The organism is Cupriavidus sp. 01T418 (assembly GCF_056398885.1).
Window position 1 is genome coordinate 1 of record NZ_JBFTQG010000021.1, and the last position, 22,961, is coordinate 22,961.

Annotated in this window: 19 protein-coding genes and 2 pseudogenes; 12 read left to right on the forward strand and 9 right to left on the reverse strand. The window is 61.9% G+C overall.

The genetic code is table 11. The annotated features are described in order from the left end of the window. The 3 genes and pseudogenes from AC1DQ3_RS20235 to AC1DQ3_RS20245 form a co-directional block, all read left to right on the forward strand. A pseudogene (locus AC1DQ3_RS20235) lies at positions 1–493 on the forward strand (ISNCY family transposase); the annotation flags it as partial. Positions 494–578: 85 nt separating this feature from the next. Then, on the forward strand, positions 579–1,016 hold the full coding sequence (locus AC1DQ3_RS20240; protein WP_477121938.1) for a hypothetical protein: 438 nt from the start codon (positions 579–581) through the stop codon (positions 1,014–1,016). 164 nt (positions 1,017–1,180) lie between these two features. Further along, positions 1,181–2,377: an efflux transporter outer membrane subunit gene (locus tag AC1DQ3_RS20245; RefSeq protein WP_477121939.1), complete on the forward strand. Its 1,197-nt coding sequence runs from the start codon at positions 1,181–1,183 to the stop codon at positions 2,375–2,377. A 114-nt stretch (positions 2,378–2,491) separates the two neighbouring features. Here AC1DQ3_RS20245 and AC1DQ3_RS20250 read toward each other — a convergent pair whose 3' ends face one another. Continuing rightward, positions 2,492–3,175, reverse strand: coding sequence for a TetR/AcrR family transcriptional regulator (locus AC1DQ3_RS20250; protein ID WP_477121940.1), 684 nt, complete (start codon positions 3,173–3,175; stop codon positions 2,492–2,494). Between the two features lie 86 nt (positions 3,176–3,261). Between AC1DQ3_RS20250 and AC1DQ3_RS20255 the strand changes: the two genes are divergently transcribed. The 3 genes from AC1DQ3_RS20255 (at position 3,262) to AC1DQ3_RS20265 (ending at position 6,220) form a co-directional block, all read left to right on the forward strand. Further along, positions 3,262–3,996, forward strand: a complete 735-nt coding sequence (locus tag AC1DQ3_RS20255) for an SDR family oxidoreductase (protein ID WP_477121941.1) — start codon at positions 3,262–3,264, stop codon at positions 3,994–3,996. A 211-nt stretch (positions 3,997–4,207) separates the two neighbouring features. Beyond that, positions 4,208–5,200 (forward strand): DnaJ C-terminal domain-containing protein, encoded by a 993-nt coding sequence (locus AC1DQ3_RS20260; RefSeq protein ID WP_477121942.1) that lies wholly within the window; start codon positions 4,208–4,210, stop codon positions 5,198–5,200. Between the two features lie 342 nt (positions 5,201–5,542). Beyond that, complete coding sequence (locus AC1DQ3_RS20265) at positions 5,543–6,220, forward strand: hypothetical protein (RefSeq protein ID WP_477121943.1); 678 nt, start codon at positions 5,543–5,545, stop codon at positions 6,218–6,220. 188 nt (positions 6,221–6,408) lie between these two features. Here AC1DQ3_RS20265 and AC1DQ3_RS20270 read toward each other — a convergent pair whose 3' ends face one another. After that, complete coding sequence (locus AC1DQ3_RS20270) at positions 6,409–6,894, reverse strand: SixA phosphatase family protein (protein WP_477121944.1); 486 nt, start codon at positions 6,892–6,894, stop codon at positions 6,409–6,411. 754 nt (positions 6,895–7,648) lie between these two features. On the opposite strand from AC1DQ3_RS20270, the gene AC1DQ3_RS20275 reads away from it, so the two are divergent. After that, the gene (locus AC1DQ3_RS20275) at positions 7,649–8,092 is read left to right on the forward strand and encodes a GNAT family N-acetyltransferase (RefSeq protein WP_477121945.1); all 444 of its coding nucleotides are present in this window, start codon (positions 7,649–7,651) and stop codon (positions 8,090–8,092) included. Positions 8,093–8,183: 91 nt separating this feature from the next. Here AC1DQ3_RS20275 and AC1DQ3_RS20280 read toward each other — a convergent pair whose 3' ends face one another. From AC1DQ3_RS20280 to gabT, 6 genes are all read right to left on the reverse strand, one after another. Then, on the reverse strand, positions 8,184–10,112 hold the full coding sequence (locus AC1DQ3_RS20280) for a potassium transporter Kup (protein ID WP_477121946.1): 1,929 nt from the start codon (positions 10,110–10,112) through the stop codon (positions 8,184–8,186). 248 nt (positions 10,113–10,360) lie between these two features. After that, on the reverse strand, positions 10,361–10,606 hold the full coding sequence (locus AC1DQ3_RS20285) for a hypothetical protein (RefSeq protein WP_477121947.1): 246 nt from the start codon (positions 10,604–10,606) through the stop codon (positions 10,361–10,363). Between the two features lie 457 nt (positions 10,607–11,063). Then, on the reverse strand, positions 11,064–12,653 hold the full coding sequence (locus AC1DQ3_RS20290; protein ID WP_477121948.1) for a gamma-glutamyltransferase family protein: 1,590 nt from the start codon (positions 12,651–12,653) through the stop codon (positions 11,064–11,066). Between the two features lie 57 nt (positions 12,654–12,710). Next, positions 12,711–13,694: a Bug family tripartite tricarboxylate transporter substrate binding protein gene (locus AC1DQ3_RS20295; RefSeq protein WP_477121949.1), complete on the reverse strand. Its 984-nt coding sequence runs from the start codon at positions 13,692–13,694 to the stop codon at positions 12,711–12,713. A gap of 187 nt (positions 13,695–13,881) precedes the next feature. After that, positions 13,882–15,339, reverse strand: coding sequence for an NADP-dependent succinate-semialdehyde dehydrogenase (gene gabD / locus AC1DQ3_RS20300; protein ID WP_477121950.1), 1,458 nt, complete (start codon positions 15,337–15,339; stop codon positions 13,882–13,884). A gap of 37 nt (positions 15,340–15,376) precedes the next feature. Beyond that, complete coding sequence (gene gabT / locus AC1DQ3_RS20305; protein ID WP_477121951.1) at positions 15,377–16,639, reverse strand: 4-aminobutyrate--2-oxoglutarate transaminase; 1,263 nt, start codon at positions 16,637–16,639, stop codon at positions 15,377–15,379. A 413-nt stretch (positions 16,640–17,052) separates the two neighbouring features. On the opposite strand from gabT, the gene AC1DQ3_RS20310 reads away from it, so the two are divergent. From AC1DQ3_RS20310 to AC1DQ3_RS20330, 5 genes are all read left to right on the forward strand, one after another. Continuing rightward, on the forward strand, positions 17,053–17,364 hold the full coding sequence (locus AC1DQ3_RS20310; RefSeq protein ID WP_477121952.1) for a helix-turn-helix domain-containing protein: 312 nt from the start codon (positions 17,053–17,055) through the stop codon (positions 17,362–17,364). Between the two features lie 79 nt (positions 17,365–17,443). Further along, positions 17,444–18,688, forward strand: a complete 1,245-nt coding sequence (locus AC1DQ3_RS20315) for a type II toxin-antitoxin system HipA family toxin (RefSeq protein WP_477121953.1) — start codon at positions 17,444–17,446, stop codon at positions 18,686–18,688. A 440-nt stretch (positions 18,689–19,128) separates the two neighbouring features. Further along, complete coding sequence (locus tag AC1DQ3_RS20320) at positions 19,129–19,410, forward strand: hypothetical protein (protein ID WP_477122035.1); 282 nt, start codon at positions 19,129–19,131, stop codon at positions 19,408–19,410. Between the two features lie 225 nt (positions 19,411–19,635). Next, positions 19,636–20,031, forward strand: coding sequence for a hypothetical protein (locus tag AC1DQ3_RS20325; protein WP_477121954.1), 396 nt, complete (start codon positions 19,636–19,638; stop codon positions 20,029–20,031). Positions 20,032–20,061: 30 nt separating this feature from the next. Then, entirely contained in the window at positions 20,062–20,202 is a 141-nt protein-coding gene (locus AC1DQ3_RS20330; protein WP_477121955.1) for a hypothetical protein, read from the forward strand. A gap of 179 nt (positions 20,203–20,381) precedes the next feature. Here the strand turns inward: AC1DQ3_RS20330 and AC1DQ3_RS20335 are convergent. Beyond that, positions 20,382–22,906, reverse strand: a pseudogene (locus AC1DQ3_RS20335) (spermine/spermidine synthase domain-containing protein). Positions 22,907–22,961: the final 55 nt, after the last annotated feature.

Here is a 22,961-nt window from a genome sequence, read left to right on the forward strand (position 1 = left end):
CCACGACGCGCATCGGCCGCTGCGACCAGATGAGAATCTGGATCTGATCTTCACCTGGCGCGAACCGCGCTGCGTGTCCAAGAGCCTGACGATTCAGTACGACAAGATGCTCTACCTGCTTGCCGACACCTCGGAGCATCGCAAGCTGGTTGGGCGCTATATCGATGTCTATCACTACCCGGATGGACGCATAGAACCGCGGGCGAATGGCGCCGCCCTTCCCTACGCTATCTACGACCGGCTGTCGGAAATTGATCAAGGTGCGATCGTCGACAACAAGCGGATCGGACACGTCCTGCAGATGGCGCAATACGTTCAGGAGAAGCGTGACAATCGGCGCTCTCAGGCTGTGCCAAGTACCGATGGGACACCGCGCAAACGTGGCCGGCCGCCTGGCAAGAAAGCGCAGCGGTCGCTGGATCAGAACGATATGCTGGAAGCGCTGCAGCGGTTGCAGAAGCAGCCATGGCCACTCAACGGAACCGACAACTGATTCGCTAGTTGTGCCATTCCAACAGGATCATCTCTAGCGCTCTTCTAATCGTGGCATGCTTCTAGATCTACAGCAAGGGGGAAGCATGGCACGTCCGCTCTGGAAGCAGGATCTCATTCGTTGGTTAATAGCACTCTCGCCAGCGCTTCTGATCTTGTCAGCAAAAGCAGCTACGGATGCACGTCCACAGATCTACGTCGGCTTTTACAAAGACCGCGGAATGCTCGTCCTCTATCCCAACAATCCGAAGACAGCAAGGATCTTTCTAGACGGTGACTTCGGCGAGAACGTGACGCACATAAGTTGTGGTGGCCACATAGAGACAACAGCGAAGCGGATTGGAGAAGACACCTATATTGCTGCCGAGCAAAGTACAGACAAAGATTTCTCCGGCCAAGTCTGCAGACTAAGAATCAAAGTGACGGGGCACCGTGCCATTGTCTCAGAGGAATCTTACGGGTGCGCACTCTGGCGTGGCGCATGCGCATCGTTCTCTGGCCATGCGCGCCGTATCTTTCCTTAAAATCCCGCCCGGCGGAAAGCGCTGCCGCTAAGCTTCAACCCGGACATTTCAACTTAGCCAAAGACCGGACATCTGAATTTAGCCTAGACAGTTGGTGTAGCGGCAAAGTTGTAATGTCGCGATCTGGCTAGATAGAAATGTCGTACCCACGAGCTAACGCGAGCATGCTGGCGCTCTATCCGCCTGGATCGGAGTCCAGCCATGCCGAAGCCCGAGATGTTGACCATGTCGATGCGCGAACTGGACCGGCTCAAGGTCATTCAGGCAACGGGGTCAGCGGACTCGATGGCCGTGACGCGCGCACCCCGTTCAACCTCTACCAGTTCGGTTTCGATGCCTCCTGGGAAATTGACATCTGGGGCCGGACGAGGCGCGCGATCGAGGCCGCGGACGCCCTGACCTTCGCATCCGCGGAATCAAGACATGCCGTGATCCTGTCGGTGGTCAGCGAGGTGGCCGCCAACTATATCCGCCTGCGCACGGCCCAGGCGACCCTTGCAAGCGTAAAACGAATGGTCGCGTTTGCGCGCGACAGCCTGGCCCTGACCGAGAACCGCTGTGCCGCCGGGGCCGCAACAAAACTCGAGGTCTCCGAGGCGAGCGCGCAGCTCCATGCCATCACCGCGCGCATACCCGATCTTGAAACGGAGATCGAAGTCTCCATGAACGCCCTGAGCCTGCTCCTGGGTGAACAGCCTGGCTCGCTTGCCGAAGCGCTGGCGCAGGAAACGCCCATTCCGCCGGTTCCGTCAGTCGCGCCGATCGGGCTTCCCTCCGAGCTCGCCAGGCGGCGCCCGGACATTCGCGAGGCCGAGGCCAGGCTACATGCCGCGACGGCAACCATCGGCATGGCCAAGGCTGACTTCTATCCCTCGGTCACGCTGAGTGGCAGCTTTGGCACCCAATCCCTGAACTTCGCCACGCTTGGCTCGTGGGCGTCGCGCCAGTTCGCGATCGGGCCGACACTCCACCTGCCGATCTTCGAGGGAGGACGCCTGGTCAGTACACTGCGGCTCCGCGAGGTCCAGCAACAGACCGCGGCAATCTCGTACCAGAAAACCGTCCTGAGCGCCTGGAACGAGATCGACAACACGCTCACCGCTTTTGATGGCGAGCAGCGCCGCCGGTCTTCCCTGCAAGCGGCGGTCGATCATGGCCGCACCGCGCGGGAAGCCGCACGCGCCCGCTACAAGGCCGGCTCCGTGACCTTCCTTGATGTGCTTGTCATTGAGCGGGCGCTCCTCGAGAACGAGGTCCAGCTGATCCGCACACAGGGGAATGTCTCGCTGACCGCGGTCCGCCTGTATAGGGCACTCGGCGGGGGTTGGGAGATTTCCGCCGCCGGGGCGCATGACGGTTGACGGGAAGTCCGGTTTCCCGCGCGGTGATGCGGGACCCGGAAGTGCGGGACGTCCATCGGCATCAGTGCGGCCCGGATGGATGTGCCCGGCTACGCGCAGCGGTCATGGATGCGTTTAACGTGGCGCTTTCCGGGTGCGCGTAGTGCGCTTGAAGACGGGCGATGCTTTCCCGACAGCCATTGCCTGCAGATACGCCAGGCACATCGTAGCAAGTTGAGTGCGCAGCACCCGCAACATGGCGGGCGGTGCGCCCCGCTCGAAGGCCGCACGCGTCATTCCAGCCATTGTGGCGCCCAGGGCGAACGTGATGGAAGGAAGGTCGTCGAATGCGGCGTCCGCCGCAGTGGTCAACAGCGTGGCCATGGCATCTTGCACACGCTGTGTGATGCCGCCCACCAGATCGGCCGTGTCCAGTTCGGCCGCTATCAGGTAGAGCGCACGCGACAAATCCACATGGGCTGTCTTTGCATTGATGTAGGCGGTAACCAGGCCACTTACCATCGTGGCCGCGGGCGCCCCCCGGAACTGAAGGCAAGCGGCCTCCACCGTGCTGGCGACGGCTTCAAGGTGCTGCTTCAGGACCGCATACAGCAAGGCCTGCTTGTGGGGGAAATACTGATACATCGTGCCCACCGACACACCTGCCCGCTCGGCCACGCGCGTCGTGGTCAGCCGGCCGGCTCCCTCAGCCAGCAAAACCTGAATGGTCGCCTCGAAAATAGCCTGGACGGTGGCTTCCGAGCGGGCTTGCCTCGGCTTCTTTCTTGGCTTCAGGCCCTCTGGGTGCAGTGCTTCCATATGCGAATTCAAAAGCTGAAGGAATGTTCATAAACTGTAGCGCATCCGCCGAGCAGTTTCCACGTCAAAGAACCTGGGAGTTCATCATGCAAGCGTCAACGGATCGGATCGCACTGGTCACCGGAGCCAATAAGGGCATTGGCTTCGAAATCGCTCGCCAGTTGGGCAAGTCAGGTGCCTGCATCCTGCTGGGTGCGCGCGACACCGCCCGCGGCGAAGCAGCCACTGCCAGCCTGAAAGCGGAAGGCATCGATGCGCATTTCACGCAAATCGATCTCGCCGAGCCGACCACCATCGAGGCCGCCGCCGCGGCTATCGAAGCCAGGTACGGCCGACTCGACATCCTGGTCAACAACGCTGGCATCGCCGATCACGCCGACGGCCCGCCCAGCAAAGCCAGCATCGACGCGATGCGCCACATCTTCAACGTGAATTTCTTCGGCGCGCTGGCTGTCACTCAAGCGATGTTGCCGCTGCTGTACAGATCAAGCGCGGCACGGATAGTCAATGTATCGAGTGGGCTGGGTTCGCTCACACACAACAGTGATCCAACATGGGAATTTGCACAGGTCAAGCTACTCGGCTACAACGCATCCAAGGCTGCACTCAACATGCTGACGGTGCAACTCGCGGCCGAACTGAGGGAAACTGGGATCAAGGTGAACTCCTCGGATCCGGGCTTTACGGATACTGACCTGAACGGCCATCGTGGCTACCAGACGGTGGCCCAGGGAGCGGCAGCAGCAATCCACCTTGCGCTACTCGGCGATGATGGCCCTTCTGGTGGCTTCTTCAGCGCGAAGCAATCTGAGCCCTGGTGAGCCGTTCCGACTCAGCTGGCAACGACAGTGCCCTGGGCTATCGTTCGCCACACGCATTTGAACACATTCACCGCTGCGCAGCCTTTTATTCAGGCAATTGGCGCCTCAAGATCCGCCGAGTTATGCCGATATCGTTTGAGACGAGCATGGCCAATTCAAGGCCATATTCCACTTTGGCTCGCAGCGGGGCCTATGGCAGGCGCAATCTTACGTGACCAAGCATGACTATTATCAGACCCTCGGAATAACCCCCGCAGCAACGCGGGAGGAGATTCTGCACGCCTTTCGGCGGCTCGCCATGCGCTGGCATCCCGACAGAAATCTCGAACGCCCATCGGAGGCCGAAGAGAAATTCAAGCGCCTCCAGCAAGCATACGCTGTGTTGAAGGACGAGAAGGCACGAGCGTCCTATGACGCCGCGCGATCCGAAGCGAATACCGCGCCGTCCGCACAACATGACAGGAACAGGGACGCACGCCGGAGCCGGGATGGATCGCCCCCAAAGCCAGGAGCGGACTATTTCTGCGAAACCAGCATTCCTCTTGAGACCGCGGTACTTGGGGGATTGGCTTCGACCAGGGTCAGAATGGCGGTCGGGTGCGGCCCGTGTGACGCGCGCGGGATGTTATTTGTGGCCTGTATTGCCTGTGCGGGAACCGGTCTTGTCGCGCGAGGCCTGTTTAATCTGCAAGCCGCTTGTGCGCGGTGCGGCGGCAACGGGCACACATCGACCCGATGCCACAGTTGTTCAGGCATGGGGAAGAATCGCATAGATAAAGCGCTGCGAATCAATATCAAACCAGGCGTGCTGGATGGAATGGTATTGCGCGCGCGAGGCATGGGTAGCGCCGGTGTCAATGGCGGACCCAATGGCAATCTGATGTGCAAAGTCAGAGTGAGGAAGGATCGCGTATTTGACGTTAGCGGGCTGGATCTCACACGGGAATTGAAGATCGATTTCGTGCTTGCCTGTCTTGGAGGAAACATCCCTGTGATGCGTTTCAGGGAGGCAATCACGGTGAACATTCCTGCCATGACACGCAGCGGAACCGTCGTACGTGTTGCCGGGCTGGGATTGCACGACCGCGCGCGCCGCCGGACGGGGGACTTGCTCCTCACCATTGCGATTGACCTGCCGCCGCGCATGCGTATGCCGAACGAAGCCCAACGCGCCCTGCTGCGCGAGCTCTCGCAGGGCAGATAGCAGGAAAAGCCGCTGTACTTCGATCTCGTGCGACAGGCCGCGCTCCGCCATCATTTCGAAGCGGGAGGGCATTGGGATAATGCTGCACCTGCACAAAGTCGGTGGCGGCTGTTTGAACGGATTGAGGTCGAGCAGCCCGCAAAAGGGGCGACCCCACCAAAATGCGAGATAGACCTTCTGCCGCGCATGGACCAAACTGGAATGTAGTGGCGGCCGTTGTGTGTCCTGGCGCCCAGAGCTTCTGTTGTTCGCCGGGCAGACTCCCGAGTGTGTGGTGAGCGCCGGCTGCGCGGCGGCGATAGCCACGCCACACCGAAGCTGCCTTTCCTGGGGACAGAGGCCATGAGCTACATTCGCGCACCGTTCACCGACGATCAGGTCCAGAACCTCAACGAGAACCAGGTCGGCCTCGGCGGCCCGGTCCTGCGCGCCTTCACCTGCAGGAACAGCAGCGATCATCGCCACGGGCTCGAAGGTGGTGCCCTTGGCGTTCTGATCGCCACGAAATCCGGCTGGGTTTGCCCACACTGCAGCTACACAAGGGACTGGGCATTCGCGATCATGGCAACCCGGTTGTCTCGCCCGCCGACCGCAATCCAATCCTTTGTCTATGCGACGCCCTCAATTGAGAAGGCCAACCTCCTCCTTGGACAATACGAGCGGCTCGCGGCAGTCGAGCGCCTCGGCGCCGCCGTGATGGTAGCCTGCATCAAGAATCGCATCGAGGAAATGTCCCTTCCCGGATTCGGCGTCGTCGAACTGGGCGAGATCCCCACCGAAGCGATGGTGCGGCGATCAGAGGGCAATCACTACCGCATCGTCTCTGGGAGAACGCGCCTGCAGGCCGCCCTGCGCCTGACCGGCCGCGCACTGGTGACGGACGCTGTCACCCATGAGCCTCTGCACGTCCATGACATTGACGGCAAGTTGTTCGCTATTCCGTCGGACGCCCAGGCGGTGCTTGATTTCGAAACGTCCAAGACAATCGAACACGCCAGGAGCGATTCGGATTCGTATTAGCGGCGACCGTGGCGCCGCCCTGCCCTTAAATCCCCACCGGACGGTGCAGGGGGTTCCATCCTTTGCAATAGTCGGGTCGTGTCTTACACGACACATCTTGAGTGTCCGAGCCTATACGCTTCCGGTTGCCCGACGGCGCGGCCCAACGATGAAGCTGGGCCTGGCGCCGCACATCGGCGAAGTCTGAACTATTTCTTCGGTGTGTCCATCCTCACCTTCGCCGGGCCGATCTCCGCGACATCCGCCCACGCCTTTGCGTCGAAGCAGAACTCCGCGATGGCGCATGTTGGCATGTCAGTGATCGTGCTCGATAGCCGGTGCGCGAGGTCGGTGATCTCGGGATTGTGGCCAAAGAGCATCACGCGGTCCAGCCTGTCGTCGAGTGTGCAGATGACGGCGAGCAAGTTGTCCGGGCTGCTGGCGTAGAGCCGTTCATCGATGACGATGTCCGTGCGCTTGTAGCCGATCTCATCGGCGATGCGTTGCGCCGTGGTCAGCGCACGCAGCGCCGGGCTCGACACGAGCAGACCGGGCTCCACCCCGCGATCAGTCAGGCGCTTGCCCATCCTGGACGCGTCATGGCGGCCGCGATCGTCTAACGGTCGCAGCCGATCGGGCAAGGACGGATCGTCGCGACTCGATTTGGCATGCCGCACCAGAAACAGGGTTTTCATGATCAAGCTGAAAGAGGATGGCCTGAATCGTCATTATTGTGCGCTTCGGCCGCCCCGGCGACTACCTGGAAAGCCAGCCAGGGACATTCGGCTGACGTTCAGGGCTGTTCTCTGGCACCTGCACGAAGGCGTCCGAAGGCTTTGAGGAAAACGTATCCCTGGATAGTGACCGCAGGTCGACTGCAGCGTGGCCCAAGACATTCAAGGGTGATGAGTTGATTTTCCAGCAACGCTCGCACATCCTCGGAATCAGGCTCAACCTGGCCGGGGCTATCGTTCACAAGTATGAGAGTGGCAAATTCATGAGGGCTCAGCATCATCGTCTCCTGGGCTATAGCTCTATGTCTACTGGGAGGACTACGACTGCAGGGTGGATGGCAGCAAGCCGGGCAACTGCCTTTTTGCTGCATGAACAAATGCAAAAGTTGAGTGGAGAACGCTTATCACCGCGCTTCGAAGAACATATTAGATGCGCTCCCCTCACAATTCAAGATACCCGAAAAGCATATGCCGGGTTTTTCACGGTATCTTCATAATCCGCTGCCATATTGACCGGCCGTGCTCGAGTCTGGTGGCAGGTTCATCACATAGTGATGCAGATTGCATCTGGCTTGTCATCGGCGCATTCAAGCGATAGCTTCGCTGCAGCACATGGTTGCGCGGCACCAGTAGTGGGTACTGGGTACTGATACGTAGCATCAACAAAGTGCCAGGCTGTTGACAGCCCCATCGAGCACTGACCGGAGACCTTTTCATGCTGACCCACGTTTATCTCCGTTCGGCTTCCCAAGCCGATACGGAGCAGATTGCTGCATTGCTGGCACGATGCGGCCTGGCCACGGAGGATGTGGCGGAGATGCTCGACACCTTCCAGATTGCGCTTTGTGATGACCGTATCGTCGGCTGTGCCGCAGCAGAGCGTCATGGGCGATCCATTGTTATCCGGTCCGTGGCAGTGGAGCCTGCTTATCGCGATCGAGGTGTCGCGGGCCGCCTCGTAGAGAAACTCCTGGTGCGCGCTCGCGGTACCGAAGCGCGGCAGGCGTTTCTCTTGTCCGCATCGGCTCCTGCCTTTTTCGCTCGCTGGGGTTTTTCCCATATCCCAGTCGATAACGCGCCTTCTGAGCTTCAGGTCTCGCTTGAGTTTCGGAACGCGGCACGAACCTCAGCGCTGTGCATGCATTGCGCGCTCAATTAAACCCAGGCTCGGAGAATTTCGATCGGCATGCGCCAAGGAACTGTGTCACGTGATTTCCGTACTGTGGCAGAGCCCGCGCCTGCGTCATGCATCAAATCTCCACCCTGGCCCCGAGCTCGATGACCCTGTTGGCCGGCAGCTTCAGATACGCGGCGACGTTGCCGACGTTGTGCAACATCACGGCGAACAGTTTTTCGCGCCATAGCGCCATGCCCTTGCTGCCGGGCGTCGGCACCACTGTTGCGCGGCTCATGAAGTAGGACGTCTCGCTCGGCTCGAATACGAGGCCGTATGGCTCGCAGGCTTCCAGCGAGCGTGGCAGATTGACCTCGTCCTTGAAGCCAAACGTCACCGTGATCTGGTAGCAGTCTTGCCCCAGCGCATGCACCGCTACGCGCTCGCTCGCGGGAACCCACGGCACCTCGCGGGTCGTCACCGTCAGGAACACCACGCGCCGATGCAGCACGCGATTATGGATCAGGTTATTCAGGAGCGCATGCGGTACGCCGTTCGGATCGGGCGACATGAATATGGCCGTGCCTCCCACACGGATCGGCGAGCTCGCCAGCAGCGCTTCCAGAAACGGCTTGAGCGGCGTGGCGCCGGCGCGCGCCTGCGCTTCATGCAGCATCATTTTCCAGCCGCGTCCCCACGTCGCCATGATCGTGAACAGAACGAAGCCGATTGCGAGCGGGAACCAGCCGCCCTCTGCGATCTTCAGCAGGTTGGCCGCGAAGAACGTCGCGTCGATCACGAAGAAGATACCGGTGGCGAACACGCAGAGGAACCAGTTGTAGTGCCAGGCATAGCGCACGACGAAGAACGTGAGCAGGGTCGTGATCAGCATCGTGCCAGTGACGGCGATTCCATACGCGGACCCCAGCGCGGTCGAGGAGCCGAAGCCGATCACCGCAGCGATAACCGCAGCAAGCAGCGCCCAATTGATACCCGGCACATAGATCTGGCCGATTTCCTTTTCCGACGTGTAGATGACGTTCATGCGCGGCAGGAAGGCCAGTTGCATTGCCTGCTTGGTCATCGAGTAGGTGCCGGAAATCACGGCCTGCGACGCGATCACCGTTGCGATCGTCGACAGCACGACCATCGGATACAGCGTCCAATGCGGAAACAGCCGGTAGAACGGGTTCTCCAGCGCCGAAGGATCGGCGAGGAGCAAGGCGCCCTGGCCCAGATAGTTCACTGCGAGCGCGGGAAAGACGAGCCCGAACCACGTGAGCCGGATCGGGCGCTTGCCGAAATGCCCCATGTCCGCATAGAGCGCCTCGGCGCCGGTCAGCGAGAGCACCACCGCACCCAGGGCGACGAATGCGAGCCAGCGGTGATGCAGGCAGAACGCGAGCCCGACGAACGGATCGAGCGCCGCAAGAATGCGCGGCGCATCGAGAATATTGACGAGGCCCGCGCCGGCCAGGATGACGAACCAGATCACCATGATCGGCCCGAATACCGCGCCGATGCCTGCCGTGCCGTGCTTCTGCATGACGAACAGCACGATCAGCGCGATCAGCGTCACGGGAACGACATAGGGCCTCAATGCCGGCGTCGCGACTTCGAGCCCCTCGACCGCGCTCAGGACCGAGATCGCCGGCGTAATCACGCCGTCGCCGTAGAACAGCGCTGCACCCATGACACCGGCGATGAGCAGCGCTTGGCGCAATCGTGGACGGGTCGCAACCGACGACGCGGCAAGCGCAAGCAGCGCCATGATGCCGCCTTCACCGTGGTTGTTCGCGCGCATGATGAGCGCCACGTATTTAAGCGAGACGACAATCGTCAGCGACCAGACGATCAGAGAGACGATGCCGATCACATTGTAGGCATTCAGCGGCAAGCCGTTGCCGGGGTCGAAAACGGTCTTCAGCGTATACAGCGGACTGGTGCCAATGTCGCCATAGACGATGCCCAGCGCGGCGAGGGCGAGGCCCCATACTGCCGGCCGGTGCGATCCGGATTGATCGACTTCATTGTCGCCGGATGCAGCCGATGCAGAGCGCCCCATGATTCCTCCAGTTGCGTGCCCTTCGCGGCAAAGCGCTGTCTCTGTCTTGGCGGCGATGGCGCAGATCGTCCCGCAAGACGACCCACGCTGGTTGAATTGTCAGGGAATGGCTTCTTCCCTGTGGTTATCGAAGTATAGGGAAGCGTGGCGGGAAAAGCGGGTTCTATCCCGTCAAGAACGTGTGCTGGGAGTCGGTGCGCTACCCCGGCCGGCATTGGTCGAAGCGCGCCGGCCAGTATGGACGCGTATCAGCGAACGGCGTCGCAACCGTCCTCATTTCCGCGAGCAGCTGGACCGTGACTGGGCCAGGCGTCGTGGTTCAGGCCGTGCTTGGCCATCTGGATGCGGACCCAGGTGATGGCCGCTGGGAAGTTCCAACTGGTCTGGTCCGCCCAGGCTTGAACTTGGCGCGCGTCGCCGCCCTTCCGGCGCTGCGCGCGCTCCCGGTCGATCTCGCGCAGCGCGCGGCGCTCGGTGGCGCTGGCGACGGCCATCTGCTCGCGGGTGCGTTCCGGTTCCGTCGCGAACTACGCGCGCTGCGTGGCAACATCGGCCTGCAAGGCGGCGTCGAACCGCGTGGATTCAGGGTCGGCGGTCATGTTTGCGGTGGCCGGCATTGACGACGATGTAAATATTACTACGTAATACGTAGCATTTATGACTCGTATGGCATATCTTTAGACATAATTATTGTTCTGTCTATATCTTCACATTGGCATTCAGCAAGAGACTCCTTCTCCACCGATGGAAGCCAGCCCACTGCCCCCAGCGGCCAACCCAAGGAAACGCTGGTCGACGAGGTCGGCGAGCGAAGGCGCTCCGCCGCAAGGAGACGATGCTCTTGGCGATCAGCGGATCGCCCGGCTGCGCTGCATGACATCAACGCCGAAGGAGGCGCCGCCATCGTCATCCGGGCATTGCCAATCGTATGGCCGGCTGGCGCCTCACCCCTCAGAAACCCACCGCTTGCCCATCCCGCCGCGAATCCGAGGCAGCGATATACCCGTGCTCCGCCTTGTAAATCAACTGTGCGGATCCGAACTCCAGGCTTTGCGGCGGCGCCACTTCGACCTTGTGCCCACGCGCCCGCAGCGCGGCTACCACGTCACCCGGCATATGCGATTCCACGTTGACCACCGGACCGTTCTCCACGCGGAAGCGCGGTGCATCGCTCATGGCCTGCGGGTTCTGGCCGAAGGCTGCCAGCCGCGCCATCATCTGCACGTGGCCCTGTGCCTGCATGGAGCCGCCCATTACGCCGAATGACATCACAGGCGCGCCGTTGCGCGTGACGAAGCCAGGGATGATGGTGTGCATCGGCTGCTTACGCGGGCCGACGCAGTTGGCGTGCCCCGGCTTCAGGTTGAAGCCTTCGCCGCGGTTATGCAGCGAGATGCCGGTACCCGGCACCACTACGCCCGAGCCAAAGCCGCGATAGTTGGACTGGATGAACGAAACCATCGTCCCCGCCGCATCGGCCGATGTCAGGTACACCGTGCCGCCAGTCTTGGGCATGCCGGCGCCAGGCGTGCTCGCCTGCGCCATGTCGATGGTCGCTGCGCGCCCGGCCAGATAGGCCGGATCGAGAAATGCCTTCGGATCATGCTGCATGGTCGCCGGGTCGGAGACGTGGCGATGCAGGTCGGCGAACGCAAGCTTCATCGCCTCAACCCCGACATGATAGAAGTCCGCGCTGTCGCGCCCCATGTTTTCGATATCGAAGCTGTCAAGAATACCTAGCCCGATCAATGCAGCCAGACCCTGCCCATTGGGCGGAATCTCGTGCAGCGTGTAGCCACGGAAATTTTGCGACAGCGGCGTAACCCAGCTATGCGCATGCTGCGCCAGGTCATCGGCACGGATCGCGCCACCGGTCTCCTCGGCAAAGGCGACGATGCTTGCCGCCAGTTCGCCCCTGTAGAAGCTCTCACCATCGCTCTCGGCAATGCGCTGCAGCGTGGCGGCCTGCTCCGGGAAGCGCCAGCGCTCACCAGCCTGCGGCGCCTTGCCATCGCGCAGGAAGGCCTTGGCGAAACCAGGCTGTCCGGCCAGCACAGGTACCTGTGCCGCCCACTGGCGCGCGATCTGCGGCGACACCATAAAGCCCCACTCCGCATATTCCATTGCCGGTGCGAACAGGCGCGCGAACGGTAGCTTGCCGAAACGAGCGGACAGCGCCTTCCAGCCGGCAACCTGACCCGGCACCGTCACCGTATCCCATCCGACCGACGGCATTTTCTCGCGGCCGGCGAAATATTCGGGCGTCCAAAGCGCGGGGGCGCGGCCGCTGGAGTTGAGGCCATACAACTGGCCTTCGTGCCAGACCAGCGCGAACATGTCGCCGCCAATGCCATTCATCACCGGCTCCACCACCGTCAGCGCAATCGCCGTGGCAACCGCGCTGTCAATGGCGTTACCGCCTTCGTACAGCATGCGCAGGCCGGCTTGCGCGGCGAGAGGCTGGCTGGTGCTCACCGCATTGGCGGCCAGCAGCGGCATCTTCTGGGAGAGATAGGGAAAGGACCAGTCGAAAGGCAACATAAGGTGCGACTCAGTAAGATAGGGAAAGGCCGGAACTCGGATGGAAGCACGCGTTACTTATTGCAAGGCGATGCCGGATTGCCTCACCAGCTTTTCGGTGCGTGGAATCTCGGCGCTGACCATCGCGTTGAAGTCCGCCGTGCTGCCGCCGCGCGGCTCGGCGCCCGTAGCGGCCAGCCTCTCGCGGAAGGCGGGGTCCTTGAGCAGCTTGTTGATCGAGAGATTGAGCTTGGCCACGATCTCGTGCGGCGTGCCCTTGGGCGCGACCAGGCCGTACCATGGCGCGATATCGAACCCCGGATAGCCCTGCTCCGCAATGGTCGGCACATGGGGCACCATCGACGAACGCTTGTTGTTCGATACACCAAGCGCGCGCAGCTTGCCCGCCTTCACAAAAGGCAACGCCGTCATGATGGTGTCGAAGTACATCGAGACCTGACCCGACAACAGCGCCGGAATGGCTTCCGCTGCGCCCTTGTAAGGCACGTGGACGATGTCGATGCCGGCCATCGTCTTGAGCATCTCACCGGCCAGATGCGAGGTGGTTCCAGCGCCGAAAGAGGCGTAGCTCAGCTTGCCCGGATTGGCCTTGGCATAGGCCACCATCTCGGGCAGCGTCTTGAACGGCAGCGACGGATCCGACAGCAGGATATTCGGCGTGTAAGCGACGACTGCGACCTTCTCGAAGGCATCCGGCTCGTATCTGAGCTTCTTGTAGAGGAAGCGGTTGGTCACCATCGACGCGGGACCGGACATCAGCAGCGTGTAGCCATCGCCAGGCTCGCGGGCCGCAGCCTCGCTACCGATCATGGCGGAAGCGCCAGGCTTGTTTTCCACCACGAAGGGTTGGCCGTATTCCTTGCCGAGTGCCATGCCGAGCTGGCGGGAAAGCAAGTCGGTGGCAGAGCCGGCCTGGAATGGCACGACGATGCGAACCGGCTGCGTGGGCCAATCGCCCGGGCCCTGCGCCAGGACCAGGGACGATGCCGCCATTGCCGCCAGAGCGGCAAAGGCGCGGATAAAACGAAAGCGAGCCTGCATGAAACTACCCTCCTCGATAGTAGAGAATCCACTCGCCGCGCTGCGGACAACGCATGCCCTGGGCGGGCGGCCACCGCAGCGGACCGCCTCTTCCCAGGTTGTGGCTTAAGTCAATACCGGCACAAATCCAGACAGAAAGACATCGGGCGCCGGGACGATTGCCTCGGCAGTGCCAACCCCGCCGGCTTCAGCGGTCCACGCCTCCCATGCATAAGTACTTGATCTCCAGGTAATCCTCGATGCCGTACTTCGAACCCTCGCGGCCCAGGCCGGATTGCTTGACACCGCCAAACGGCGCGACTTCGTTCGAAATCAGGCCCGTATTGATGCCCACCATGCCGTACTCGAGTGCTTCAGCCACGCGCCAGATGCGGCCGATATCGCGGCTGAAGAAATAGGAGGCGAGACCGAACTCGGTGTCGTTGGCCATGCCGATCACTTCCTCGTCGGTGGAGAAGCGGAACAGCGGTGCCAGCGGGCCGAACGTCTCCTCCTTCGCCACGCGCATGGCCGGTGTCACGTCGGCCAGCACGGTGGGTTCGAAGAAGGTGCCGCCAAGAGCGTGCCGCTTGCCGCCGGACAGCAGCCGCGCGCCCTTGGCCATTGCGTCAGCGATATGCAGTTCCACCTTGGCCACCGCGTCTTCATTGATCAGCGGACCCTGCAGTACGCCGGGCTCGACACCGTGGCCAACCTTGAGCTTCGCCACGGCGGCTACCAGCTTCTGCGCAAAGGCGTCATAGACCTTGTCGTGCACGTAGAGGCGGTTCGCGCAAACACAGGTCTGGCCCGCGTTACGGTACTTCGAGGCGATCGCCCCCTCCACCGCGGCGTCGAGGTCGGCATCGTCGAATACGATGAAGGGCGCATTGCCGCCGAGTTCGAGCGAGAGCTTCTTGATGGTATCCGCCGACTGGCGCATCAGGACGCGGCCAACTTCCGTCGAGCCGGTAAAACTGAGCTTGCGCACGATCGGATTGGCGGTCAGTTCGCCGCCAATGGACCGGGCGTCGCCCGTCACCACGCTCAGCAGGCCGGCCGGCACACCCGCACGCTCCGCCAATACCGCTAGCGCAAGGGCCGACAGCGGAGTGTCTTCCGCCGGCTTGAGCACCATCGCGCAGCCCGCAGCAAGTGCGGGCCCGGCCTTGCGCGTGATCATGGCCAGCGGGAAATTCCAGGGCGTGATCGCCGCGCAGACGCCCACCGGTTCCTTCAGCACCAGCATCCGCTTGTCGCCGGCTGGGGAGGACAGCACGTCGCCGCTGACGCGCTTGCCTTCCTCGGCGAACCATTCGAGGAACGACGCGGCGTAGGTCACTTCGCCTCGGGCTTCGGCCAGCGGCTTGCCTTGCTCGGTCGTCATCAGCAAGGCCAGGTCGTCGGTATTGGCGAGCATCAGCTCATGCCAGTTGCGCAGCACCTGGCTGCGATCGCGCGCGGTCTTGCCGCGCCATGCGGCCTGCGCGGTACGCGCGGCCTCGATGGCGCGGCGCGTTTCCGCCGCGCCCATCAGCGGCACCGTGCCGATCACGGCGCCGGTCGCGGGATTGGTGACGGCGAAGGTCTCACCGCTATCAGCGTTCTGCCACGTGCCGCCGACCAGGGCTTGCGCACGCAGCAAGCCTGCATCCTTGAGTTCCATGATGAAGTCCGTTTGGGTCCGTTGGGGACGTTTGGTATTAGCGGGTCAATGCGTCGGCCAGAATGTCGAGACCCTCGTCCATCACGGCATCGCTGATGGTGAGGGGGAACAGGAAACGAATCACGTTGCCGTAGATTCCGCACGACAGCAGCAGCAGGCCCTTCTCCAGCGCGCGGCTCTGCACGGTGCGCGCGAAGTCGGCGTCCGGGCTGCCATCGGCCTTGCGGAATTCCACGGCGACCATCGCGCCGACGCCACGCACTTCGGCAATTTGTGGCACGCTGGACTTGAGGTTCTCCAACTGGTCCACCAGGCGCTGGCCCAGCACGGCGCCGCGTTCGATCAGGTTCTCGCCCTCCAGTACATCGAGCACCGCGAGCGCGGAAGCCACGGCCAGCGGATTGCCGGCATAGGTGCCACCCAGACCGCCAGGCGCGGGCGCATCCATCACCTCGGCGCGGCCGCATACCGCCGACAGCGGCATGCCGCCCGCCAAGCTCTTGGCCATGGTGGTGAGATCCGGCGCCACGTCGTAGTGCTCCATGGCAAACAGCTTGCCGGTACGGCCGAAGCCGGTCTGCACTTCATCGGCGACCAGCAGGATGCCGTGTTCATCGCAGATGGCGCGCAGTGCCTTGACGAACGCCAGCGGCGCCACGTTGAAGCCGCCCTCGCCCTGCACCGGCTCGAAGATGATGGCGGCCACGCGCCTGGGATCGACATCAGCCTTGAACAGGTTCTGCAGCGCCTTGAGCGAGTCCTCCACGGACACGCCATGCAGAGCGCAAGGGTACGGCGCATGGAACACTTCGCCCGGAAACGGTCCAAAGCCGACTTTGTATGGCACGACCTTGCCGGTCAGCGCCATGCCCATCATCGTGCGGCCATGGAAGCCTCCGGAGAAGGCGATCACGCCTGGACGACCGGTGGCGGCACGCGCAATCTTGATGGCGTTTTCGACGGCTTCGGCGCCCGTCGTAAAGAACGCCGTCTTCTTGACCGAGCGGCCGGGGGCGCGCTGGTTGATCTTCTCGGCCAGCTCGATATAGCTGGCGTAAGGCACGATCTGATAGGCGGTGTGCGTGAAGCGCTCCAGCTGGCGCTGCATCGCGTCCACCAGGCGCGGATGGCGATGGCCCGTGTTCAGTACTGCGATGCCAGCGGCGAAGTCGATATAGCGCTTTCCCTCCACATCCCAAATCTCCGAATTCTCGGCACGCTCGGCGTAGAAATTGCACATCACCCCAACGCCACGGGGCGTGGCTGCATCTTTGCGGCGGACCAGTTCGGCGTTCTTCATCTCTTGCTCCATCTCTGCTTCGGTTTGTGCTGATGGGCTTCGTCGCCCTGTGCTTGCGTCATTCGGCAGCCAACTGCGACAGCGCCGCCGTAACACGGTGGAGTGGAAAATTAACTGATAAATGGCCCCATGGATAGATCCACAATTGCGATTGCCAATAGAGCCATTCTCGAGGGGCCAAACTGGTCCGCGGCCTGTATGCCCGCGAGCAGCATGCTCTATGCGGCATGTCATCACGCCAGGGCGCGCCATTCCCGCATCGTTATGTCTTCTATTCCGGTAGTTGTGTCGCCTAATGCCACGTTACATCTGCTATAGCGGTCTTATCGATGTATATATTGACATGCCATCATAGATGCAGGACCATATGATGTATCTGCCTTTCCAGGCGTAATCGCCAAATAGATCACGTTATGCCTGCTATCCGAAGCACATCGACAGGTGATGAAATCGCTGCTGAAATCGGTGCGCGCCTGCGCTCCAAGCGCATAGAGCGCAACTTCACGATCGAGGACCTGGCGAAGCGCGCCGGGATCGGCCGGACCGCGATGGGCGACCTGGAGGCCGGACGGGATGTGCGCGTATCCACGCTGGTGAAGGTGATGCGAGCGCTAAGCATGATCGGCAACCTGGAAGCGGCCTTCCCGGATACCTTGCCGTCAAGCGAAGCGCTGTCTGCACGCGGCGAGGTCCGCAAGCGCGCCTACAAGCCCAGGGAGCGATAGTTTGGTAACGCAAAGGAAGTCGCGCTCGCCACAGCGCGCCCGTCCGGCACAAGGCGTTCTCGCGAGCGCCCATGTCCTCATGCACGGTCAGGCCGTCGGTGCCGTCACCGAGTTCGATAACGGCCGAATCGGCTTCAACTATGACGCGGAATACCTGGGCACCGGGGGGCCGAGCATTTCCCCTGAGTCCCTTCCATCCCGGTCAGGCACCTTCGAGTTTCCCGAGCTGCGGCGTGTCGACGCGTTTCTGGGTTTGCCCGGCGTACTGGCGGACGCGCTGCCGGACACCTTCGGCAACCTGATCATCAGGAAGTATTTCGAGGACCGAGGCGAGCCTGACAAGGCGATGAGCCCGGTCCAGCGCCTGCTCTATATCGGCGACCGTGCAATGGGTGCGCTCGAGTTCCGGCCCAGGATCGACCGGAGGGCAACGGCAGGCGAGAGCGAAGCCCTTGAGGTCGGCACGCTGGTGGAGGCGGCGCGCAAGCTCGTGGCCGGCGAACAGGATGGCGCGATCCAGGAACTGATGCGGATTGGTGCGAGCGCCGGCGGGGCGCGGGCCAAGGCGCTGATTCTCTGGAACCGTCGGGACAAGCAGATCCGTTCCGCATTCGTCAAGCCGCGTAAGGGCGAGGAGAGTTGGCTGATCAAGTTCGGCGGCGTCGAGTCGGCCAACCCGAATGACCATCACGCCCAGCCTTTCAACCGGGTTGAATACACCTACGCTCTCCTGACGAAGGAACTCGACATCGACATGGCGCCGGTCGATTTCATCGAAGAGGACAACGGCCGCTTCCACTTCCTGACCAAGCGATTCGATCGCAGCGAAGGCGGTGGCCGAGTGCATATGCACAGCCTGGCCGGTCTCACGCACATCGACTACAACATCCCGCGCGCCTACAGCTACGACCAGTACTTCCGCTGGATCAGAGCCTTCCAGATGCCCCATGCAGCGATCGAGGAAGCCTACCGCCGAATGATTTTCAATGTAGTGGGCCGCAACCAGGACGACCACGTGAAGAACTTCGCTTTTCTGATGTCACCCACCGGCGAATGGAGCCTGTCACCGGCCTATGACCTGACGTTCTCCGCGGGCACTGGTTACACGCTGCAGCACCAGATGACCATCGGCGGCAAGGCGGACAATTTCACCGTGGACGACCTGGCCGACTTCGGCAAGAAATTCGATGTAGCCGATCCCAAGGCAGTGATCGAGCGCACTGTCGATGCCTTCAGCGGCTGGGCAACACTGGGCCGACTCTGGAAAGTGGCACCAAAGGAAATTGAGGCGCGCGCCGGGCGCCTGCGTCTGTTTACATTCTGATCTGCCTGGCGCCCGGGGGATTGCTTTGTGTCGTACGCCATCTCCCCTTTCAGGCCAGGAATTCGACGACCCCACCGTCCAGGTGGTACATCGCTCCAACAACTTTATTTTTCCATCATTCTCCATCGGGGCCAGCACGTTACTGCCCTTTCGTATTGCGTCGATCGTGCGGCCGCTCCTGAGCCGGTCGGAAATTACAGAAAATTACAGAAAATTACCCTCTCCCTCGATCTCGACGCATCGCTATCGATGCATCAAACTCAGCTTCGGCATCAACAAATCGTTACAAAGCACCCCGCCCTCTCGTCATCGCCGCCCGATTCCGCGGCGTTACTGGATCATGCGCGGCCAATCCTGCCGGGCATCAACAACCAAGGGAGCTCACGGTGTTTACTCGCAAACTGATCGGAAGTGTGGCAATCGCCGTTTTGGCGGCAGGCATGGCTGGTGGCGCCATGGCAAACGATACCCAGTGGCAAAAGAATCACCCGCGTCGCGAGCAGGTCAACACGCGCCTGGCCAACCAGAACGCTCGTATCCATCAAGAGGTCAAGGAAGGTGAAATGTCCCGCGGCCAGGCAGCCAGACTGCACAGCGAAGATCGCCAGATCCGCGCCGAAGAACGCACCATGGCAAGCCATGACGGCGGCCACATTACCCGTGCCGACCAGCGCGCCCTTAACCAGCAGGAAAACGCCGTGAGCAAGCAGATCGGCCGTTGATCGATCGCTATGGATTCGCGTCCTGATTCCTGATATCACTGCTCGCCAGGCAAGAGTCAGCACGCGCGAATCAGGAAGCAAGCCGGCGACCCGGTCGTCGTAGCCCGCCCGCCGGCGGGCTTTTTTGTTCCAAAAGCACAGGGAGCGGCACTGAGTTGGCGGGCGCGCCGTGGGAATGCTGCGCAGGCGTTCTTGTCTAATCATTCGGATGTACGGGGCACGTCAATGAACACATGTATCCGAACCCTTTCGATCTGCGCGGCGTTGTGCGTGCCGCTGGCCGGCTGCGTGACAGAGCCAGCCTACGACCCCTACTATCCTTACTATCCCTACCAGCCGTCAGGTCCTGACCTGGATTATTACCCCTACGGCCTCTACGACGGCTACGACCCCTACTACGCGGGCGACCCCTACTATTTCGGCTGGTGGCCCGGGTTCTACGGGGGCGGCTTCTTCATCGGAGGCGGCGGTCATGGCGGAGGGCGCCACGGCGGCCATGGGGAGGGTCACGGCCATGGGGAGGGTCACGGCCATGGTGAGGGTCACGGCCATGGTGAGGGCCACGGCGAAGGCCGTGGCGGTGGGCATGGCGGTGGGCACGGCGGAGGCCACGGCCGATAAGCTGCGCAAGATGCCGGACAGGGGGCTGACATGACGATTCTCACGCTATTCATCGCCGCACTGCTGATCCTGGCGATCTACGTTTTCGCAATCCGCTCGATCTTTCACCACGATCGCCGCCCCGGACGTGGTCCGGCGCGGCCGCATCACCGGCGGCACTGGCACACCTGAGGCCTGCTCGAGTTCCACGTTGGGTGGCGATGGCTGTGCGGCGGGAGTCACGATGGTGGACTCGCCGGCGCTTGACTTCATCGCCCATGTCGCCCAATCATCGCTTTCCATATCTTCTGCCGCTCTGGTCGCGCCGCCGCCCGCAAACCAGGCCCCGCCATCACCCGTACGTCCGGAATCTATGGATAGCTGAATGCCGCCGCAAGATAGAGCAAAAGCGCTATCAGCACCACCGCGGCAAAGCCAAGATGGATCGCCAGCAGGGGGGCGAGGATCGCAGCCACTACCGATGCGCAGGCGTTGATGCCCCACGCCCAAGGTATGAGCGATTCAACGCGGGAGGCAAGCCGCCCGAGCCCCAGTGGAAACGGCATTCCCATCGCGAACGCGAGCGGTGCCACCAGCAGTGCAGAGATTGCGATTCTGGCTGCATCCGGGAGGGATATCAGCAGCCTGAACAGGGTTGGGAGGATGGCCAGGTAAAGCAGGGCGATAAGACAGATCGCGAAAACGATCCAACCAACCGGGTACCAGCGCGGGTACCAGCGCGGGTACCAGCGCCCCCTCCTCCAGCGCGATCCGTACATTGGCCTGCGTGGAGTCTGGCCGCCTGCTTGCAAGCGCTGTGCATATCGGCTTCCCAGTCCGGCAAACGATAGGAATGCGCATAGCACCACCGCCACCGCATAGAGCGGGTGAATCAAGAACAGGATGAACTTCTGAATGAACGCGATTTCGATGAACATGAATGCGGAGCCAACCGCGAGGAAGTAGAGGACGACGCGCCGGTCTGACAGGGCCGCTGCTTCAGTGCCATCGCCGACAAGCGATGGCGTTGACGGCGACGGCACGTGAACCAAGCCATGGCGGCGCCTTATCACCCAGAGCGGAAGGATGATCAGGAACAGGCTCGCGAGTACGGCCTGAAGCAGCGTCGCGATGAGTACCGGGTAGCCCCATTCCAGCAATGGCAAGCCGCCCTCCTCTTTCAAGGCGAGGAGTTCGGGGAGCGAGCGCCATTTGAAGAAGTGAAAGAAGTATGGCTTATCGTCGGTGGCGGGCCGGACATCGAACTTGTAGCGCGCCCAGAATCTGTCGCGACCGGCGCTCAGCAAGGCTTGCGCGGCGTCGAAGAAATAGGGTTTCTCCAGCAGGTTGTAGTGGTTTGCCTCTGCCGCCGACATCCCCGAGTAATATTCGACGTCGAACGAACGCGCGCGGCAGAATTCGCGCAACGCGGCGATTTCCGCTGCGCTGATCTCCCCGTTCTTGACCACCAGCGTCGCGGTCTTCCAGCCGCGAATCAGCGCGAGCCGGCGGGACGGCTGTGACACGCCGGTGCGTTCCATCGCCATCATTGCGGTTGCAAACAATTTGGGGATATCGCGCGGCGGCAGCGTGACCCAGCGCGTGATCGCCAGGAGGCCACCGGGTCTGAGATGGCGGAGATAGTCCTGGAACGCTTCCACCGTGTACAAATAGCTCTCGGAAAGCGCATAGAGGCCGGCCGACGAGGCGCCGAACGAATCCAGCAGCGCGACCTGGATGAGGTCGTAGTGCTCGCCTCGGCCAGCGATGAAGCCGCGCGCTTCGCCGACAAAGACGCGGACGTTGGGTGCGCTGTAGGGCTTGCCGGAGAATTCGGCGAACCGGCCCTGCACCAGGTCGATCACCTGTGGATTCAACTCTACCGCGTCGATGGTGCTCGCCTGATGGTATATCGCCTGCAACACATCGCCCCGGCGCCGCTACCAAGTACCAGGACCCGGGGGTGTTCCAGCAAGTGGTAGGGAAGCGCGGAGGTGAGGTAATCCAGATACCCGAGCGGCTCGCGCTGGCCGTCATAGCGATTGAGCGCAGAGAGCCCCTCACCGTCGGTAAACACCCCCAATTGTGGCGGCGGTTCCAACATGGCGTTGAGGCTCAGCCCCGGTGCGTGCCGGAAAGGAATCGAAGGGCTTTCCACCACCGAGATGAGACCCAATGGGCTCGAGCGTTCAGCGACCACCCGTGCGTCCTTGATGCGCAGAGTCTGACTCAATTCCTTGTACTCGGAGGGCCGCAGCGCGATCCACTCGCTTGGCAAGCCAGCCGGCACAATGGCCGCCGCGCCCAATAGCAGTACCGGCAACCAGTGTCGATGCCAACTGCATTCGATGCTTGCCAGTGCGGCTGCCGCCAGACCCGCGCCTCCCAGAAGGCGGAGCGCATCCACGGGAGTCAAGGCGAATAGTGCAACGATGATGGCGACGCTGCCTGTCCCTGCTCCCAGGATGTCAAAGCTGTAAATGCGGTGGACCTGATGATGGAACCGTGTGAAGGTGAGACAGATACAAGTCGCGGCGCAAAAGAAAGGGACGAACAGGAGCAGATACATCAAGAGCAGACGCAGCGCCTGTCGCGGATTCCACAGCATCTCCAAGGGATTGAACGCGACGCGCTGGGCGAGCGCAAAACAGGCGATCGCGGACACGCCGAACAGCATGGCGCCGGTAACGAACACCGCTGCAAACCTGGGTGCGATCGTGCGCTGCGCCAAGGCCACAATGGCACCGGCCGCGCCATACCCCAGCAGGGCGACACTGATCATCATGTAGGCGAAGTGGTGCCATTGAATGATGGAAAGAAGTCGCATCAGCAGGATTTCGTAGCCGAGCGCGGCAGCGGAGAGCAGGGAAACGGCGAAGAGCGGCGGGGAGAGCATGGTGGTGTGACGACGCAGGATGCAGCATGCAAGACACGCATAACAAATACGGTTC

Bases quoted from the DNA above. Each gene is read 5' to 3' on its own strand.
- gabD (WP_477121950.1), bottom strand. From the start codon at position 15,339: ATGGAACTCAAGGATGCAGGCTTGCTGCGTGCGCAAGCCCTGGTCGGC.
- AC1DQ3_RS20285 (WP_477121947.1), bottom strand. From the start codon at position 10,606: ATGGCCGTCGCCAGCGCCACCGAGCGCCGCGCGCTGCGCGAGATCGAC.
- AC1DQ3_RS20245 (WP_477121939.1), top strand. From the start codon at position 1,181: ATGCTGGCGCTCTATCCGCCTGGATCGGAGTCCAGCCATGCCGAAGCC.
- gabT (WP_477121951.1), bottom strand. From the start codon at position 16,639: ATGAAGAACGCCGAACTGGTCCGCCGCAAAGATGCAGCCACGCCCCGT.
- AC1DQ3_RS20320 (WP_477122035.1), top strand. From the start codon at position 19,129: ATGGCTGGTGGCGCCATGGCAAACGATACCCAGTGGCAAAAGAATCAC.
- AC1DQ3_RS20265 (WP_477121943.1), top strand. From the start codon at position 5,543: ATGAGCTACATTCGCGCACCGTTCACCGACGATCAGGTCCAGAACCTC.
- AC1DQ3_RS20240 (WP_477121938.1), top strand. From the start codon at position 579: ATGGCACGTCCGCTCTGGAAGCAGGATCTCATTCGTTGGTTAATAGCA.
- AC1DQ3_RS20325 (WP_477121954.1), top strand. From the start codon at position 19,636: ATGAACACATGTATCCGAACCCTTTCGATCTGCGCGGCGTTGTGCGTG.
- AC1DQ3_RS20280 (WP_477121946.1), bottom strand. From the start codon at position 10,112: ATGGGGCGCTCTGCATCGGCTGCATCCGGCGACAATGAAGTCGATCAA.
- AC1DQ3_RS20310 (WP_477121952.1), top strand. From the start codon at position 17,053: ATGCCTGCTATCCGAAGCACATCGACAGGTGATGAAATCGCTGCTGAA.
- AC1DQ3_RS20250 (WP_477121940.1), bottom strand. From the start codon at position 3,175: ATGGAAGCACTGCACCCAGAGGGCCTGAAGCCAAGAAAGAAGCCGAGG.
- AC1DQ3_RS20255 (WP_477121941.1), top strand. From the start codon at position 3,262: ATGCAAGCGTCAACGGATCGGATCGCACTGGTCACCGGAGCCAATAAG.
- AC1DQ3_RS20315 (WP_477121953.1), top strand. From the start codon at position 17,444: ATGCACGGTCAGGCCGTCGGTGCCGTCACCGAGTTCGATAACGGCCGA.
- AC1DQ3_RS20330 (WP_477121955.1), top strand. From the start codon at position 20,062: ATGACGATTCTCACGCTATTCATCGCCGCACTGCTGATCCTGGCGATC.
- AC1DQ3_RS20270 (WP_477121944.1), bottom strand. From the start codon at position 6,894: ATGAAAACCCTGTTTCTGGTGCGGCATGCCAAATCGAGTCGCGACGAT.
- AC1DQ3_RS20295 (WP_477121949.1), bottom strand. From the start codon at position 13,694: ATGCAGGCTCGCTTTCGTTTTATCCGCGCCTTTGCCGCTCTGGCGGCA.
- AC1DQ3_RS20275 (WP_477121945.1), top strand. From the start codon at position 7,649: ATGCTGACCCACGTTTATCTCCGTTCGGCTTCCCAAGCCGATACGGAG.
- AC1DQ3_RS20290 (WP_477121948.1), bottom strand. From the start codon at position 12,653: ATGTTGCCTTTCGACTGGTCCTTTCCCTATCTCTCCCAGAAGATGCCG.